14 protein-coding genes and 2 pseudogenes are annotated in these 18644 nt (G+C 33.3%); 8 read left to right on the forward strand and 8 right to left on the reverse strand.

Going from position 1 to position 18644, the window contains the following annotated elements:
- The first annotated feature begins 361 nt into the window (after positions 1-361).
- From K5Q13_RS02385 to K5Q13_RS09550, 7 genes and pseudogenes are all read left to right on the forward strand, one after another.
- Positions 362-1399 carry an SIR2 family protein gene (locus tag K5Q13_RS02385; protein WP_220739540.1) on the forward strand — a complete coding sequence of 346 codons (1038 nt, stop codon included), beginning with the start codon at positions 362-364 and terminating at the stop codon, positions 1397-1399.
- Positions 1383-3289: pseudogene (locus K5Q13_RS02390) on the forward strand (ATP-binding protein). The gene K5Q13_RS02385 and the pseudogene K5Q13_RS02390 overlap by 17 nt, the downstream one beginning before the upstream one ends.
- Positions 3290-4326: 1037 nt before the next feature.
- Entirely contained in the window at positions 4327-4980 is a 654-nt protein-coding gene (locus K5Q13_RS02395) for a hypothetical protein (RefSeq protein ID WP_220739542.1), read from the forward strand.
- A 227-nt stretch (positions 4981-5207) separates the two neighbouring features.
- Complete coding sequence (locus K5Q13_RS02400; RefSeq protein WP_373306367.1) at positions 5208-5714, forward strand: hypothetical protein; 507 nt, start codon at positions 5208-5210, stop codon at positions 5712-5714.
- A gap of 84 nt (positions 5715-5798) precedes the next feature.
- A complete protein-coding gene (locus K5Q13_RS02405; protein ID WP_220739544.1) occupies positions 5799-6299 on the forward strand; it encodes a GNAT family N-acetyltransferase in 501 nt (166 codons plus the stop codon).
- 252 nt (positions 6300-6551) lie between these two features.
- The gene (locus K5Q13_RS02410; RefSeq protein ID WP_220739546.1) at positions 6552-7112 is read left to right on the forward strand and encodes a DUF8453 domain-containing protein; all 561 of its coding nucleotides are present in this window, start codon (positions 6552-6554) and stop codon (positions 7110-7112) included.
- 297 nt (positions 7113-7409) lie between these two features.
- Positions 7410-7607, forward strand: a complete 198-nt coding sequence (locus tag K5Q13_RS09550) for a hypothetical protein (protein ID WP_246574128.1) — start codon at positions 7410-7412, stop codon at positions 7605-7607.
- A gap of 529 nt (positions 7608-8136) precedes the next feature.
- Here K5Q13_RS09550 and K5Q13_RS02420 read toward each other — a convergent pair.
- From K5Q13_RS02420 to K5Q13_RS02445, 6 genes and pseudogenes are all read right to left on the reverse strand, one after another.
- Positions 8137-9291: an IS30 family transposase gene (locus K5Q13_RS02420; protein ID WP_220739548.1), complete on the reverse strand. Its 1155-nt coding sequence runs from the start codon at positions 9289-9291 to the stop codon at positions 8137-8139.
- A gap of 105 nt (positions 9292-9396) precedes the next feature.
- A complete protein-coding gene (locus K5Q13_RS02425) occupies positions 9397-9804 on the reverse strand; it encodes a hypothetical protein (protein WP_220739550.1) in 408 nt (135 codons plus the stop codon).
- Positions 9805-9816: 12 nt separating this feature from the next.
- Positions 9817-11429 (reverse strand): annotated as a pseudogene (locus K5Q13_RS02430) (replication initiation factor domain-containing protein).
- A 383-nt stretch (positions 11430-11812) separates the two neighbouring features.
- Positions 11813-12106, reverse strand: a complete 294-nt coding sequence (locus K5Q13_RS02435; RefSeq protein WP_220739552.1) for a hypothetical protein — start codon at positions 12104-12106, stop codon at positions 11813-11815.
- 285 nt (positions 12107-12391) lie between these two features.
- Positions 12392-13768 carry an ATP-binding protein gene (locus K5Q13_RS02440; RefSeq protein ID WP_220739554.1) on the reverse strand — a complete coding sequence of 459 codons (1377 nt, stop codon included), beginning with the start codon at positions 13766-13768 and terminating at the stop codon, positions 12392-12394.
- A complete protein-coding gene (locus tag K5Q13_RS02445) occupies positions 13761-14084 on the reverse strand; it encodes a hypothetical protein (protein ID WP_220739556.1) in 324 nt (107 codons plus the stop codon). The genes K5Q13_RS02440 and K5Q13_RS02445 overlap by 8 nt, the downstream gene beginning before the upstream one ends.
- Positions 14085-14333: 249 nt before the next feature.
- Here K5Q13_RS02445 and K5Q13_RS02450 point away from each other — a divergent pair, with 249 nt between their 5' ends.
- A complete protein-coding gene (locus tag K5Q13_RS02450) occupies positions 14334-14768 on the forward strand; it encodes a hypothetical protein (RefSeq protein ID WP_220739558.1) in 435 nt (144 codons plus the stop codon).
- Between the two features lie 83 nt (positions 14769-14851).
- Here the strand turns inward: K5Q13_RS02450 and K5Q13_RS02455 are convergent, their stop codons facing one another.
- Together K5Q13_RS02455 and K5Q13_RS02460 are read right to left on the reverse strand one after the other, a co-directional pair.
- Positions 14852-16069 (reverse strand): hypothetical protein, encoded by a 1218-nt coding sequence (locus tag K5Q13_RS02455; protein ID WP_220739560.1) that lies wholly within the window; start codon positions 16067-16069, stop codon positions 14852-14854.
- Positions 16070-16139: 70 nt separating this feature from the next.
- Positions 16140-18644, reverse strand: coding sequence for an ATP-binding protein (locus tag K5Q13_RS02460; RefSeq protein ID WP_220739562.1), 2505 nt, complete (start codon positions 18642-18644; stop codon positions 16140-16142).

The raw sequence follows: 18644 nt of genomic DNA on the forward strand, positions 1-18644 counted from the left end.
AGCGGATCAAAACAAAACTGGCCGGGAAAACTCCGGTTCAATACCGAAATCTTTCCGACCAGTTAGCTACTTAAATTTCACTCCAATTTTTGGGGTTCAGTTCAAATTAAAAAATAAAAATTAATTATAATCGACTTATTTTAAAACATTATCCAATAAAAAAATAAGCATGTTTAGTAATTATAATAGTCAAATAGTGCTGTTTAATGGCATAATGTAATTATGATGACTTTACGTTTAATAGCAACGCATTTACGTAAATTAAAAAACGTTGTCAATTACTTTTGCTAACAGTGTACTATGAAGCGCTCAAACGTAAAGTTTAATTTGACGACATTATCAATATTGAGGGAGAGAGAAAATGACTGATGTGCCGGAAACAGAAGTTAATGATAAATCGTTAGTTAAGGAATTGAGAAAGCTCATGATTACAAAGCAGCTTAACTTTTTAATTGGTTCAGGTACTTCTGCTAAATCCATTGGATTAATGGGTGATTTTAAAGAAAATGCTGAAACGGGGAAAACTGCAACTGAGCAATTAGAGGATAAAGTTAATGATGTTAGTCAAAAAATCATATCCGGTGCTTATAAATTACCAGGTGAAGAGAACATTCGAGCAAACCTTAATGACTACACTCACTTTTTGAAATCCGTTATTGATGTCATCAATTTATCTAATTCAAGACAAACGCCAAAGTCGGTTAATTTGTTTACTACTAATTATGATTTGTATATTGAAAAAGCAGTTGATGAATTAGTTGGTACTAGTCGTTTCGTGTTTAATGACGGAGCAAATGGTTATTTTAAGCGTGTGCTCGAAAGTTCCAACTACAACCGTGTGGTCTCCTATAAAGGTTTGAATGATAATTATATCAGTGAAATTCCTTCAATTTCTTTAATAAAACCTCACGGTTCTATGAATTGGTCAGAACAGAATGGGACTATTGTAATTGGAAAGGAGGTCGCCAAAACTCCTAAAATAGTAAAACCGACTGGCATAGAAGAAAGAGATACTTATCTCGATAACCACTATTATGAAATGCTTCGTGTTTTTCAACTTGAGCTTGATAAACCACAGTCTGTTTTGTTTATAATTGGATTTTCTTTTCAAGATAAGCATATTAAGAAAATGGTGAAGCGTGCTTTACAAAATCCAGAGTTATTGGTTGTTACATTTGGATATTCGAATGGAGATAAGGATGCGTTTCTTTCGAATTTTGATATTGATATAATGCCTAGAAATTTTAGAATCTATACACCTAAAGATTTCAATAAACTTCATTTGACTCAGCATAAATATGATGAAGAAAATGAACAGTGGAATTTTGAACTATCAAATTTAATAGATATTATCAATGGTGCATCTGAGGAGGATTTGAAAGATGACAAATCTAAGTAAGAAATTAGGTGTAATTGTCGGCGTTGATGGTAGCCTCTCCCAAGTAGGTATGTATTCCATGTCAAATGACTCTCAATTAATTTGGTATGGGGAGGTTTTGACTGGACCAAAAATTGGCGCATTCTTAACGATTAACCAAAATGACGTAAGAATAATCGCTACTGTCGCAAGCGAAAAAGTAGTCGATCAGCAAAACACCGTGAGAAGCGTTGAGTTTGATAATCGTTTTCACAAAAATTCTATTAATCGAGTGATTACCCTTAAAACAAAAGGTGTTATCGAAAAGAATAAATTTCAAATTACGAGTCAGTATGTACCTATGGTAGGTAATGAAGTCACGTTAACTACCAAAGAAGAACTCGATTTAATTTTCAGCTTAGAACCTGGTGAAGACTCAATTTATATAGGTAAATCTCTTCTTGAGGGACAGCCTATAAACATACCTATCAATAAATTTTTTGCATCTCACATTGGGATTTTTGGAAACACTGGTAGTGGAAAATCTAACACACTACACAAGGTATACTTAGAGTTATTTAGAAGTCGATATAGATCTTCAATTTTGGATTCTTCTCAGTTTTTTGTAATTGATTTTAACGGTGAATATATTGGTAAGGATACTTTTGAAATCGATGAAAGTAACAAAAAAATTTTTGAAATTGACACGCGCTCAACAGAGGTGGGGCAAAAAATTCCGATAAAAAATCATATTTATTTGATCCAGATATTCTAGCAATATTATTTGATGCTAGGCCTGCAACTCAGGTACCTTTTTTACGCAATTCTTTGAGAACGTTTAATAATAGTGTCACTGACGCTGATAAGTTTGCACAACTCGAAATCTCTTTGATTGTTGCAATTTTGAAAGGAATGAAACAGGTTGGAAGTGATGCTAAAGATAACTGGATTATTGCAGCTCTTAATATGGGAGTATGTGTAGATTCAGTAACTGAGTTAAAAACGCTTAGACCAAATCAATATCATAATGAACTAATCATTTCAGAGTCTGTATTAGGGACAAAAATTATTGCAGACCAAGAGCCAACTAGTGAATTTATGGAAGAATCTGGGCTGAATAGTTTAAAAAAAGAATTAGTATGTTTGTTTGAGGGAGCTACTCCGATTAAACAGCTTCATTACTTCCTTGAATTTCAAAAAGTGTATGTTTCTGCTTGGAAGTCAACCAATATTGAATTTATTAATCCACTGTTTCATCGTATCAAGTCAGCTTTTGAAAGCTTAGAAAAAGTCGTGGAAATTAAAGAAAACTTGAATGATTGTTTTAAATCCATGAATATTGTTTCATTGGTACATGCAAATCAAGAAATAACAAGATTAATGCCAATGCTCCTTTCTAAAATGGTTTATGATGAACAAAAATCATATGTTGCGGGAAATGATGTTCTTCAAACTAAGCATCTAATTATTGATGAAGCTCATAATATCTTGAATGCCGAATATCGGAATAATGGTGATGATTGGCAAGACTATCGATTATCTGTGTTTGAAGAAATTATCAAAGAGGGCCGCAAGTTTGGATTTTATTTAACTCTATCAAGCCAACGTCCAGCTGATATATCACCAACGATTATGTCACAACTGCATAATTATCTTATTCACCGATTAGTGAATGAAAAAGACTTAAAAATGCTGGAAAATACGATGCCAACGCTTGATAGAAATTCTTACCAAATGATACCAAGCCTTGGTCAAGGAGAAACTATAATTACCGGAAACGCAATGCAGGTGCCAGTGTTTGTGAAAGTAGACAAAGAAGAAAAAAATAGACCTAAAAGTGATGATATTATACTGACCAAACTTTGGACAAAAAATGAGTGGATTTCTTTTTTTCCAGAATCTACAACTACAACACATATTACTATAGATTAGTCAGCACGTTAACATGCTATAACAAGCGAACGAACAACGAAACGATTCATTGATTTACTCTAAAAAATACAGATACTCAATATGCAAATATGCTTTGCGGAGTATCTGTATTTTTTTAGAAACTTAGATGCGGAATCAAGATGTTAAACAGAATTAAATTAAAGACTAGAAACCGTGGACAGTGATTTAACATTGGTACAATAGAATAAGAAGTGTCTTAAAAATAAAAAATCAACCAGTGAAATTACAAAAACATTTCCGTAATTTTACCAATTGATTAAACATCTGGTAAGTGACTTGCACGGAGTCTGTAGAATAATAAGCATAAGGTTTGATATAGGAGTTGAAATACTTCTGTAACATACCTTGTGTTTATATTTTTGTAAAAAAGCTTATTTTATTCAGAAAACCTAAAAAATGAAAAATAAGCACGAAAAAAGACCAGCCACTGGCTAGTCAATTTGTACATTGAAAACTTAATATTGATTGACACATAGTTAATGTCCAACCATGGTTATTAAATAGTGCAGAATATAATATTTCAATAAGTTCATTATACTTTATTCTTGAAAAGTGTTCAATCCGGAGACTGTAAACAGTAAGAGAGAAAAGTCTAGAAAAATTGAGTTAGTCACAATTTCTGCTCCGATATCAAAAATACAACATGTCGAGAAATGTAAGGTGCTAGATTGCATTTCGGAAATGGGCAGAGCCTGAGAATGTTGCTTGAATGTACTACTTATTACAGTAGGTAACTTTAAAACATTTGAGAATTTAGAATAGTTAATGATGAGAACGGATATAGTCAGAGTGGAATTATATCCCTTGAATTGAAATTCCATAGTAAATATTTATTGTATATTTTACAAATAATATTGATATAATCAAAATCAGGCATTTCTGTTTTTGCTTTTTTTGATTATAAAATTCTTTATTTTCGATTGATCGTGAACATTATTCGGAGATAATAGAATTCTTATTATTTAGTTTATTTGTTAGGGCATGTGTTATGATATATTGATAATGAGGTGGTTAACTTGGATAATATTGTATTGCACTTTTGGGAATTTATACTTTCTATAATATCTTATATTTTAAAACAAACTACGCTTGTTAGTTTAATAGCTATTTACGTTGGAAGTAAAAATGTGGCAAAGCAAATTAGAATATCACGACAGCCACTACTAGTATTCAAAATACAAGATACAGAAATTAATAAGGAAGCGAAGAATATTGACGAAGAATCTCAATTGGTTGAAAATGTAGGTGTAAATACTGCGGTCAATGTAAATATTTTTAGATGTTTTTTAGATATAACCCAAGAGCCTTTTTGGTACAAACATATACACAAACATCTTCCTAATTTTATAAAGAAAAAAAATAACAAAAATCAGTATCCATTTGCAACAGTGACTTTGGAAAAAAGCTTAGGAACTATAAAAGCTGATGGACAAAAAAATATTGGTTTATTGCCATTTTCACATAGTTATGAAATCTTTATTGTACAATATCAAGATATGCTAGGTAACTATTATCAAACATTAATGCGCCCACAAAATGGTAGGGGAGACTTTGAAAAAGTAGTTCCTCCAAAAAAAATCTGTTCAAGAAATAGAATAAAAAATACGTTTATTGGACACACTGAGAAATTTAGGCTGTCACGCTTTTTGAAAAATGGATACAACATATAGTTAGGTTTAAGAACTATATAATTATTTTCAATGCTTAAATTCAGACAAAATATGCATTGTATATTAAAAAACACAGAAATCAAATGATTTTTGTGTTTTATTTTACAAAAGAAAGTAGAGAATTCACATTATGGTTAATAAGTTTGGTAGTTTATCACTACAAGGAAAAAGTATCGGAAAGCTCACATTTGCTGGTACTGCTCGCAGTAACCAAAGAAATGGCGCTCGTGTTGCCACTACCTATGTCTGATGCTAAAACAGATGCCTTACCAGAAGAAGAATATGATGCTGTATTTGTATCAGGCAAAAACAAAACACCACATGGTCGTGTGCGTAGTGCTGATGCATTTGATAGTCATGATTTAGTATTGTTTAGGGTTACACCTAATTACAAAACTGACAATCCTGGCGAAGTTGCACGTGATGATTACGATGAACCATTTATTTCAAATTATCAGTTCAACTTTATCCAACAAAGCAAATCAGGTGATGTTGGCAATGATGATAACATTGTCCGTATTTTGGTTGACCCAGCAGAAAGTGAACGCTTGCAAGCAGGTTTGAAGCCAGGGGACAAGCTAGTACCACAAGGTTTGAAGTTTGCATTTGCTGGTAATGATGCCACTGATTGGACGGTGTATGCTGACACACTGGTTTCTTTTCATCAAGAGCAACCAGTGTGTCAGCATCAAATCAAAGTAAGACAACTTAATAAAACCGACAAAAATAAATAAACAATAGTCTGACGGCTATACAAAAGCTGTTTGCATTTAATCTAAACAATATTATAATAAAAATAATTACTGTGGAGGTTCTATATGTATAGGGTAAGAAGATTTTTAAATACTGATGCCGAGGTAGTTGCTCAATTAATAGCTAAGACTATGAGAGCTACGAATATAAAAGACTATTCAATTGAGTTCATTGAGAAAGATTTACAATCTCTAAAAGCCAATGATTTAATTGAACGTGCAAAACAATTTCATTGTTATGTTATCGAAAATTCCGATAACGACGCACTTATAGGTGTTGGTTCAATTGGTCCTTTTTGGGGTAGTAAGACGGAAAGTAGTCTTTTTAATATATTTGTTGATCCTGATTATCAAGGTCACGGTTTAGGAAAAATGATAATTAACACTTTGGAAACGGAGGAATATTTTTTAAGAGCTTCACGTATTGAAATACCTGCGTCAAAAACTGCTCTGCATTTTTATCAGAAAATGGGCTACGGTTTTAAAAATGGTATGGATAAAGTAGATTCAGAAGAATTGTATCGTTTAGAAAAATTTAATTCTGAAAAAGATGCAAAGATTAAGTAGATTTACTTATCTTAATAGAAAGATCAAAGATCGATTAAACAATCGGTTTTTTTTGGTTGTTACAATGGCACAGAAAATGATTTATTTTAACTTGGCTCATAAGTCAAGAATTCGAACAAAAATAGAATAGTGCTGAAAATAATTAGTATATATTGACTAAAAAATGCAATGTAACAATAATTTATTTGAAACTTTTGATGTAGTATTATTAAAGTATAAGAAATTTATTTTTAGGAGTTTTAAATGAACAATATGTCTATTGATAATTGGATTAGTATTGTAGGTATAGCATTTCCTATTATTGGTGGTATGATAACTCTTATGTTTAAATCATATTCTGATTCAAAAAAGAAAAACGAAGAGTTACGGCCTAATGTCTTTATAACTTATAAACGATTTAGAAAAAATGATTTTTTTCGAGAGATTTTAGTTCTTAAAAATTATGGAAAAACCACCGCACAAGTTAAAAAGATAAGTATTCAACCGTTATTTCATAATAATGGAAATACTAGTTTATCGGATTTTAATCCGAATAGCTTTTCTTCGATTAAAGATTTTCCACTTGCACCAGGTCAAGAAATTCAAACACTAATAGGAATTAGTGGAGCAGATGATGAATTAATTATAAAGGAAAACCGACATTTCAAGATTGAATATTCTAATATTTTCTTCAAAGAAACATATATTTCAGAATATGAGGTTGATGAAACACATTTTCCAATTTTAAACTATCTCGAAAATGATGATGAAATAAATGTCAGGTTGGATACAAAACAATTTTCACAATTATTGTCAGCAACTAAGGATAAGTAATTTTTAAATGAATGCTCAGAATTCCAAAACTCAAAATTAACTTTGAGTACGAAAAAAAGAAAAAAGAAAAACCTATCAAAATTCCTAAAGCGCATACGTTAAACTTAGGTCGGGTTCGTTCGATTGTCCTATTAATATTAATAGGGATTTTTATTTACCTTAGTTATGTGCTAGTTTTAGCCAATGCAACCGCTCATAAGAATAAAACCTTACAACAAACAGTCGCCACACTTTGAATCAACGCATTAACTAAGAAAATGCTGCACAACGAGTTACAATCTACTAGTGGATCAGTACATGACTCAGTTCTTAAAAATCTACTATTCACCAGCAAGTGATGATTCAGATGGTCAAACGCAACAACTAACTCAATATTTGGCCAGTAATTTAACATTACCTAGTACCGATAAAAATACTGATTTAAAGCTGATTTCATCAACGTTGAATGGTATTTTCACAATGGATACAGTCAAAACAGGCCAATTATGTGGTTGAAGGAAGCAGCATAACTCGCTGATAGACTTTTGACCCAATAAAGTTTAGGCGACAGTTAAAAGAGTTGAAACCTGAAAAAGGATTATTGCAGATTTCATTGATAATCAATATCATGGATAAGAATAATAGCATTATTAATTAGAAAGGATAAATAAGTTAGTTGGATATCAAAAATTTATCAACGTTGACAAATCAATTTGAATTTTTAATTGGTTTAGTTTACATAATATATATTATCGAAAGTAACAAATTATAGGCGGATGTCAACCCAACAACCACATGTTTAATCAATTGGTAAAATTCCGGAAATGATCTTGTAATCTCACAAGTTGTTTTTTGACTCGTAAGACATTACTTATTCTATTGTACCAATGTCATACATTAATGTTAAGTCACTGTCCACGGTTCATAAAGCTTATTTTAAGGCTGTTTAACATAAGCTTTCCACAATTAAATGTCAAACAAAAAACAGATGCTTTAAATTTTACATTGGATCATCTGTTTTTTTGATCTAATCAAATCACTATGACTATTTCTTATGCAATTTTCGTTTTTCATACGCACGACGATACCGTTGCATCGTTTTATATTCTTTATCAAATACTTCAATAGGACTCTTGCCTTGTAACGCTATGCGCATTGGCATGGCGTTCATCTTATCTGCCACTTCATCTAATTGCTTTTGTCTAACTGACTTAAAACTGGTGCCTTTTGGAAACCAGTCTCGTAGCTTACCATTCCGGTTTTCGTTAGTACCACGTTGATGTGGTGACGATGGTGTGCAGTAATAAAGTTTTATTTTAAGTTTTTTTTGAACAAATTCTAAGAAGTCCCAAGAGATAAATTCAGAACCATTATCAGCGGTAATCGTTCGTACTGCTTTGCCATATCGTTCATAAAATAGTTTAAACGCTTCAATCATATCTTTGGACCGTTTACTTTTAACTTTAATCAAGGCGTAAAATCTGGTTTTTCGTTCAACGACCGTCATAATAGCCGAATGGTCTTGGTATTGCCCATTGTTTTGTTTCATTGGTAACACTAAATCAATCTCCCAATGACCAAACTGTTTACGCTTCGCGACAACTGGTGAGCGATCATAAATTGAATGGCGTACCAACTCTCCACTCTTTTGTAAGTTTTCTCGTAAACGAGCAATTTCTCGTTGTCGTGCGCGTTGCGTTTTGGCTAGTTCACGTTGTTTTGGAGAGCCATCTTGTCGATGATATTTATGGGTACGAATATCAATTAGACCTCTTTTGGACCAGTCTCGAATCGTTGATGACGATACTGCCACATCTTGCACATTGCCGGCAATCTGTTCTGGCGTCCAATGCTCGACATTAATCCAATGTTCAATCAGTTCCCTTAATTCTGGTGTAAGTAACAGTCCTTGTCCCATACGAAAGCGTTTTTTAGTCGCAATATATTGACCACGTTGCGCTGAATATTTAATCCGCGCATGAATATTCAGACTTAACAAACTGTGGCGGTCTAAGTTAGTAAAATCTAGCACGTTGCCACGGTCTAATTCACGACTAATCACTGATGGATTATAACCCAATTGACGACCAATATCACTTTGTGAAAGGTGTTCATTGTTCCACAAATGTTCAATTAAGTACCGTTGGTTCTCATTTAATCGTGGTTGCCGTTTCCTTTTATTTAGTTGTTCTTCTGACATTATTTTTTATTCCCCTTTGCTCAATAATGTACAATTCCAGCGTAACAAACGTTTATAACATTATGATGATAATCATTTTAAAAATTCATAGCCTAATATTACTTATCATTTGGCTTCATAAAGCTGTTTTTTCGCTTGTTTTAACTTGGCTTCAATCAGATTTATACCATTTTCATTATTAATATCATGACCATCTAATAAGTTGGTTAAGTCACGGTATTCAAAGGTTAAAGCAATACTGGTTTCAACTAAAGTTTGTACTTGCTTGTCTAACTCTTTACCAAAAATCAGGACATCACCAAAGGTTTGCGACTGCACTGATTGAATGTAATGATGTAACTTCATTGACATCTGAAGTGTGTGTTGAAAATTTGGTGCGCCAGGTTTAAACTCAAAATTTTGGCGATCAGATGCTAAAACGGTCAATAATGATTGATACGTGTGTCTGAATCCTTGTAGTTGTGCGATATAGTTTTCTAGTTGGTCTGGTTTTAACCATATTTTTTGTGTCATTGTCCTCTCCTCTTAAATTTCTTGATAACGCTTTTTGGGTTTTTCAAAATTAATATTTAATTTTTGATTAGCTTGCGTGATGACATTGATCATCGTGGCCTTGACCAATTTTTGTTGTTCAGATGATAATTCAGCATCGTTCATAGCTTGAATCACTTCTGCCCAATGACCGTTTTCTTTAAGACTGCTAGACTAGGAACTACTGATTCTAAAACCCATTTTTCAATTCGTTCAATACTTTGTTCTTTAGGTTGACGAACAAACTTCATTTTATGACCTAAAGCAGTTAGTAATGACCAAGCTGGCATTGGCGCAACAGAATTTTCAATCGTATCACGCACTTTATCAGCTTTTAGTAGCTTTTCCTTAATTGGTTTATCAGTAAACCAAAGATACGTATACAAAATATCAAAAGTAATTTCCGTTAATGTTTTATTGTTGTCAGGATTAAGCCATTCATCAACGATATATTCTGCTTTATCTTGATGTAATTCTAATTCGACACGATTTTGTACATCTGTATCAAATCCTTTGCTGGCTTGTTCTTTGCGTTTATCGTAAGCACGAATAACAAACGGTGATTTCCCGAAATTTACTGTCCAACCATCATCAAGGTTGCCATTAATTGCGTAGGATTTTGATTTACTCCAAAAACGTTTTTCTTGCACGGCTTTTACAAGTTCGTTCATATTCAGTAAACCCCATTTATCGTTAATGGCAATATCTAAACGAGTGAAATGCCCCCGATGTTGTCTTGCTTTTTGAAAGAAATCATGCCAAGTGATATTTTGTTCTAGCAAAGCTTTTTCAAATAAGCGTGTGCCTTTACCAGTTAAATATAATGTTGTCCCATATTTTTGTTCAATAGCCTGTGTTTCAGGATTTTTGATTGGTGCGAAGTCTTGTATATAAATGTTCTTTTCACCAGCAAATGCCATTTCACGCGTATAAAAGTTTTGTGATGTTGGCCGTTCCAAAAATAAATCAGGTTGAATCGTGAGGATATCATTGATTACTTGCTTTGAAGTTAAATCTGGGAATGTCAACGAAACCCAATCGAATTGTACTTCAATACTTTGAGCTAAATCCGGATAAACTGATAGTAACCTGTTTACAAAACGTTCACTAATACCTTGTTCTCTATTTTCAATACGTCGTATTGTTTTTTCATTGATACCCATTGTAATTGCCAATTCTTCTTGTGTTACCCCAAGTAGTTGTCGTATTAGTATCAAATTATCATTTGTTAATTCTGGTACATTTAATTTTTGTGTCATTGTTTTTTGTCCTTTCAACAGTTGATACCGACCAACGTTTTTTAACTCAACTAATTGTTCTAATTCAGTTGAAACCGTGTTTTGTAATTGCACATCAGACTGCCTCATTTTTGCTTTGAAGCCTGATAGCTCACTACCTGTGATTTCATCAATCGCAATCTTACTACCAATATTAGGTAATTGTCCTAATTCAATAGCCGAGACGGTCACGTTATAAGTTTCAATAATTTCGTCATTTAATTTCATACCAATCATGATAATAATTTCCAACGATAATCGTATGCTATGTTGAGTTGTGCCTAGAAAAATAGGTGTGTATGCTTTTGGTTCATGATTAATCGTTATCATGTCGGCTTTCCTTTCTCAAAATGTCCGATTTAACGTTTCCAACCGGACATTTACGCTTGTTAATCTAAATCTCTTAATATCAGCGTTTGTTCCCCATATTGGGTTGACGCTTTCAGCGTTTTTACCGGTTTAACCCCCCTGTTAGTAACTGGGGGTTAAAGCTTTTTTTGTAGTTGCTTGAGCAGAGTCCGTGCCAGTCGCTGACACTCATGGCCATTCGTGTTTAACCGCGACCACGCACCCTGCCCTCTTACGCTCCGCTAAGGGCAGGGCGTGGCACTGGCTCTCCCGGTCGGTCGAACCACTCTACTCAAGCAAGCACTATGTACAAAGACAAGTTGACTATCTAGAAATTAGACCATCAACTTGTTTACGTTACCTATTTACTTGATTCGTGAGAGTTGATCCAGCAGTGAATTTAGCTCTTTATCACGATTAATCGCATGCGTCCGAATCGACTTATAGTTACCCAATAAGAACCCAATGTTTTTCCGAATTTCCGTAATGTATGGTGGCAACATCGGACTAATTTCTTCTAAATTGCCATCAGCAAGTATTCGTTTCAATTCATCACTTAGCTGTGATAGATGTTCTAAATCTCCTAATTTCTCAATTGTTTTTAAATCAGCAATCGATTGTTCTGATAGTGATTGTACTTTTTTAACGTCAAAACTCATTTTTTCCTCTTTTCTTTTTGAACATTTACAACAAATAAAATTGAACTTAAAATTATGTTGGACTACGTGCTAAACATTTCATTAATAATTTTGTCCTTTCTTTACAATGATAATTAACTAGACCAATCAAAGTTGACATAACAAAGGCTATACAAAGTAATGCTATATCAACGTTTATAGGCATAAAAAAATTGGCTGTTTTTAAAATCTTTCACAAAGTCCTTAAAACGTTGATTTGACGTGACAGTTTTTAAAATTTCACAAGCCAATTTATTTTAGACCAATTTAAGAAACCCTCTTTTTTCGTATTTCTATCTGCTCACTTAACCATTCATGCAAGTTGAAATCTTTGGGCACTTCTGGTGCAAAAAAAGCACGCACCTGACTATCACCTACTTTGATAAATCCCCACCCTTTTAAATTAGATGACAAAGGGCGCAATTGTTTTTCATTATCTGGAAATACCATTTTTTCAATTTCTGGTGTTGGGACACCCATATTAATTCGTAAATTTAGTTGTCCACGAATGGCCATTGGTAAGCTGTCTGCACTAGGTCGTTGCATACCAATAATGAGATAAAATCCTAATTCACGACCTAACATGGCAATCTCATTTAAATTTGACATGGCAGTTTGATAGGCTTCATAGGCTGGATCACTAAACGTCAGCCGGTCATTCATTTCTCGATAAGCACCAAATTCATCAAACACTAAAAAGCATGGCTCAAAACGATAGTCCTTATAAGTCCCAATTTTTCCGGTTGCTTTAATTTTCTCCATCTTTTCAGCTCGTGCCATCATATTTTGATAATACTTAATGACTGCCTGATTAATTTCAGTTGGTGTGCTGTGTACTCTGCCTGTTAAGGCATCAATATATTTCAAACTAGCTAGGTCAGAGCGCTTTGGGTCAATAATATCAACGTATTTAGTAAGCTGTAGTAGCTGTCCCAAAATAGCAAAGATTGTATAGGACTTACCAGTTCCAACATTTCCAGAAATTAGTGCATTATAAAAAGTGTCATATTTCCAATCAATCCCTTTAGCAAGTTGTAACCGACCTTTTTGTGGTTGTAATGCTAATAACTGCCGTCTAAACTTGATCGGTTCAAACGCAAAAGTACTAATCATTTTATTTTTCATAAATTCAGTTGTTTGTCGGTCAGCCAATAGTGCTGTTTCAACACTTTGATCAAAATCACCGTTTGCAAATTGAGACATATATTTTTCACCATCAATCGGCTCTTCAATCAATAGTTGACCAGTGGTATGCTTTACTTTAATTTTTAGGTTTGGATAGTAAGTTAAATAAGTATTATTGTCAGTCGTTTCTGTATCAAAAAATCCTTTAGAAACAACTAGCAGACTGATCATCTGCCGAAGTTCAATTCGTTTTAAATAACGAGAAAATAGGTCATTATGTGTTGGTGCATAATATTTATAAAACCAAAACAAACTCCAACCAAAAATTATTGTCACCAGAATACTTAATCCAAATGGTAAAATATCCCACCAGTTAAATTTTGATGCCATCAATCCTTGAAAGATTGACCAGTACCATAAGCTACATGCCAGATTGATGAGTAAAAAAATAAAAAGCAAAGTTCTTTTGAAGAAAGTCTTTGCTAGATATTGATCACGATATTTAATTTTTCTAAACATAAATTGTTTTGCCTCGTAATTTGTCCTTAGCATAACGAAAGTCATCATTGATGGTTAAATACCAACCAAAGATATCTAAACTATCAGTTCGTCCTTCTTGCAGTAATCCCTGAGCATTTTCATAAAAACACTGTAAGCTAATATCTAAATCTCGTAAACAAGTCATTCGATTTAACGTTTTATTTCTCATCAGCAAATCATGAAAGTCATCAGAGCATTTTTGGATATTTCGCACAATATCTTTGTTTAAATCCATGCCTTCTTCATATTTTGGGTAATACTGTAATAAGTCTTGCACAGTAAATTGTTGTGACATTATGTTTTCTCCTTTTTTATGTTTTTTTGCAAAAAATCTATCAAAAATATGATAACCACTTTAAATTGTGTATTGACACATTCATCGTTCCTTTATATAAATTTTTTTGTTCAGTAGCATTTTCTCTTCATATCAATAAAATAAGTTCATCAAATATATCGCTGATTAGAATATAAAGTTCAAAAAACACACACGTTATAGTGAAAGTAATCATGCTTTCAAATAAACTATCTGTTAGGAGAATAAAAAATGCGAAAAAGAGTTATGTTATGGACTTTATTGGGACTAGGAACACTGGTTTTTGGATTCATAATTTCAATATTTCTATCAAAAGAAAACCAGATGCCATACTATGAAAAAGCAGGTCATCATGTCATTTTATCTGATAAAGTTAATCGATTAAAATCGTCAAATGATAAAGAAAAAGTATTTGCACTTGCCAGAAAAGCACTGGTTCAAAAAACTAAAGATGAAGATAATATTGATTGGGATAATTTTGAAGATGTTAGTTTGTATATTGAAAAAATTGATAAGAATCATCAATACTATTTCGGTTATACAATCAAATCTACAAACACAATGGTATTAACAATTCGATACGATATGATTATTAAGCTGAATAAAAACAGTAGCAAAACATCAAATTTTGAAGTAATCGATTTTAGTATGAAATTTGTTAATTAGATAATGATGCTTTGCCTTTATACAAGTAAAAAAGAACTAGAAAATAATTTTTCTGGTTCTTTTTTGTGAATTATGCGGTAGCTTCACTGACTCACAAATACTCTAACTTCTTGTGTACTATCATCAATTGCATAAACAATTTCTCTTGGTTCGATTAAATTTTTAATAACATTGTCCGCAATATCAGTTATTCTTTCTCCAAATACAGGTCGTGTCATGTCTTCAAATTGTTGATCAAATGCTAGTGTGATTGCCTCTTTTTTATCATCACTTTCATGTTTAAAAGTCTCAGATTTTAAATGTAACTTTTTTGTCGCTTTGAACGGCAATACACTTGCAACATCAGCAACTTTATTAATTGCCTCTCCTGTGAAATCACTAACCGTATCTATTTTAGTAACCATATCTAATGCCTTATTCATTGCTGGTATGCGAATTTTATTAATATAATCGCTGGCATTGTTAGCAAAGCTTTTTTTATATTCTGTTTGGAAAAAATTTATTCGCTCATTAATAATTTCAAAATTTTCGCCACGTTTGACCATCGAAGTAATGATAGTTAATCTAACTAGTGCAGTAATCGAATCAGCATAAAAAGCAACTTTAAATTGATACATAAAATCGCTGCCAGCAATATGATTCATCATATATTGAATACGTGCTTTATCATTTATACCCTTGGCTTTGAGTAACTTATTTATATTTTCTTGTTCTAATAAAATTTTGTACTGATGATAAACAGTTTGTGCGTCATTTGCCATCGTAGTTAATTCATTTAGATTAGCCTCGGAAATTTGTTCCTGTGCCGTAATTGCTTTAATACGATTATCAATTGTCTGTAAAACAGCCAATTTTTCAGCATGTATCATGTTGGTCACTTTACTTAGCTGGTTTGCAATTGAATCTAATTTATGATTGATTTCATTAAATTGTTGTTTAATCATCACGCTAGTCAATAAAACAATTGGTACAACGGGGTTGGCCATACTCATTGAAACACCAGAAACTTTGGTAAAACCACTATGAGATGCAATTCCACCATTAGCATTTTTGATTATAGACGAGAAAGAACCATCTTTATATTTTATTAATTTGCTCATTGATTCGACATGTGTGTACAGATTCATATTTGATAATTGGTGTAAACTATTAATACCTAATCCAGCACTGGCAACTAATGAACCATCTGCTAATATTTCATTATATTGTCCCTTTACTAGATTCGCTTGAGGTGTTCTTAATAAACTCAGTTCTTCTCCAACGTTATTTTTTAAAATAACTGCATCCAATTCATTAGCCATAATTTTCTCCACATGTCATTTAGATAGGTTTCTTGTTTAATTATGCCATGAAAACCCTGACATTGCTATCTTAACTATACTTGGCTTCTAATTCTGCTCCAGCGTTTTTATCAACGGTCTTAAAGGCTTTGGTCCATTCTTCAAATAACGAGTGAATCACCACCTTACCTACACGACCATAAATATCTCTGAATAAGCATTGCCCCTTTTTCAAATCTTTCAACATTTCCATGTTTGATTTATTGACTGGCAAGCCAAAGTGTTGAAGAATGTTTTCTCGCTCTCTTTCATCGGCACTATCAAAAGCAAAAATCTGACCATACTGACCATTACTCTTTTCATCATTGACATCACCAACTCTTTGGGTGGAATAAATCAACATATTATTCTCTGAACGACCTAATCGTTTAATACCATCTAATACTTTCCGTCCGGCTGGTGAAGCATTGAATATCCACGCTTCATCAATAATTTCAGCACTAAATCGGGTTGTATCTTCACGACCAAATTTTTCTAAATATTTACCTAACGCCAACATAATCGAAACTGAATATTTTTGTGTTTCCGTATAACTGCTTGACTTTTGATCGGCATGAGGCAAATCTAAACCAGTGATTTCTAAAATTGTCCGTTGTTTATTGAATTCAATACTATCGGTATGCCCATCACTAAAGGCTAGTTTTAACATACCGTCGGGAATCACACTTTCATAATAATTGGCCAGCTGTTTAGATTTTTCAGATCCCTGTTTCAAAATATCAATAATCGCCATGGTACCGACTTGTTCGCCAGCTAACCGTTGATTACAAACTTGCTTGATGGCATTGGTTAGTGCCGTGTCTAACTCCATATCTTGTGAAATAGCGCGTACCTGGACTAACATCTCTTTAACCAAAGTCAAGACACTCGGTATTTCATCAATGGTACTTTGACTATTCAAGATCAACATCGGATCTAACACGCCCACGTTTGAGCTGTCATTAGCATTTAAAGTCACATAATGAAAAGCATGCATCAACTCTGTAAAGAACGGATTGTCATTATCTTTTAGTGAGGCCTGAAACCATCGTCTGACTTCTTGTTTCGGATCCACATACAATAATTTGACATCAAACATGGCTAAGTACAGCAATAATATTTTCACCAAAAAAGATTTACCTTGTCCAGTGTCACCAGTAATGGCAATATGTGGACTATCCGTTTTAGCGCCAACAATCCCTTTATTGGCAATCACTGGATTAATCAATAGCAATGTTCTTGAAGAAGCCACGGCACTATCAATACTAAAATAACGATTTGTGTCTAATACTCGCCCAATATAAAAACCAGTCCTTGAACCTAGTTCATGACTGGTGCCAAACATAAGTTGTGCTAAGGCCGGCGCAGTAGTGAATTGTCGCCATCGTTTAAACACACCTAAGTTTGTAGCAGGTAGATTTTGATATAACAACATCTCCTGATTAAAACTTGGTTGAAAGACCTCAATTTCACGATTAAACGTTGATAGCCTAGTCTTGACCATACGAATTTTTTGCTTTAATTGTTTTAAATCATCGTCACGAATGACTAACACTAATAGCCATTGCATAAAAGCATCTTTACGATCCATGACATCAGCTAATTCTTGTGCTAAAGCATAATTGGTTTTAGACCGTTGCGAACTGTCATCATCGCTAATTAAGGCATCACGTAGTTCATCTTTGTACTTTCCTTTTGAACTTCTAGTTTCTTGCTTCATACCTTTAAAGCCGTCACGTTGGGGAAAGTTGACCTTGATATGAACTTCAACAGGAAACTTAAAGGATTGTATTTCCGGAATTAGAGCTAGATTATCCAAACGGTCTGGTAGATTGAGTACCAAATGACTAATATAATCGGTTGTTTCTTTGGTTTCTCGTTTTACGATGCCCATTTTGGATAAATCAAAAGTCGTATTCCGCATATTAGCAAAGTCTTTCACCTTTTGATGATGGTAACTTGTGCCTAATAAGTTAATCAGTTTAGCTTCACTGATTTTATTGGCATCTAACGGTCTTAAAATACCGAGCACATCATCGTTCATGGTCGTAAAGCGGTCAAAAAACTGGGTATCAAATTTCACTTGATAACGCATCGTTTCTGCTAAACGCCTTAAAATTAAATCCGTGGCAAATTGAAACTTATCTTTTAAATCATCGCCTACATTAGTATTTTTGAGTTTGACCCCAATATAAAATTCATCACGAATAGCCGGTTGGAATTCACTTTCTAAAATATTCACTTCTTCTTGTCCCATGTAATATTGTGCAACCTCAGCAACATCTTTAGCCCAATCAGGACTAGTGCCTTGAATACGTCCCGCTAAGTCCATGTCCGCGGGAATGAGTTTCAAATCAACATCATCATATTTTTGTAAGCGTTCAAAGACATCAATAAAACTCTCTTTAAAGCTTTGTTTGTCTTGGGCATTGGCGACATTGATTTGAAATGGCTTCAATTGATAATAAGCCCAAACATCGCCAATAGTTGTTAATAATAAATTATCTTGATATTGCACAACCGGATTTTCGTATTTGATGTTTACTTTTTTACCCAT

Source organism: Leuconostoc miyukkimchii, assembly GCF_019656055.1.
Lineage (GTDB): Bacteria > Bacillota > Bacilli > Lactobacillales > Lactobacillaceae > Leuconostoc > Leuconostoc miyukkimchii.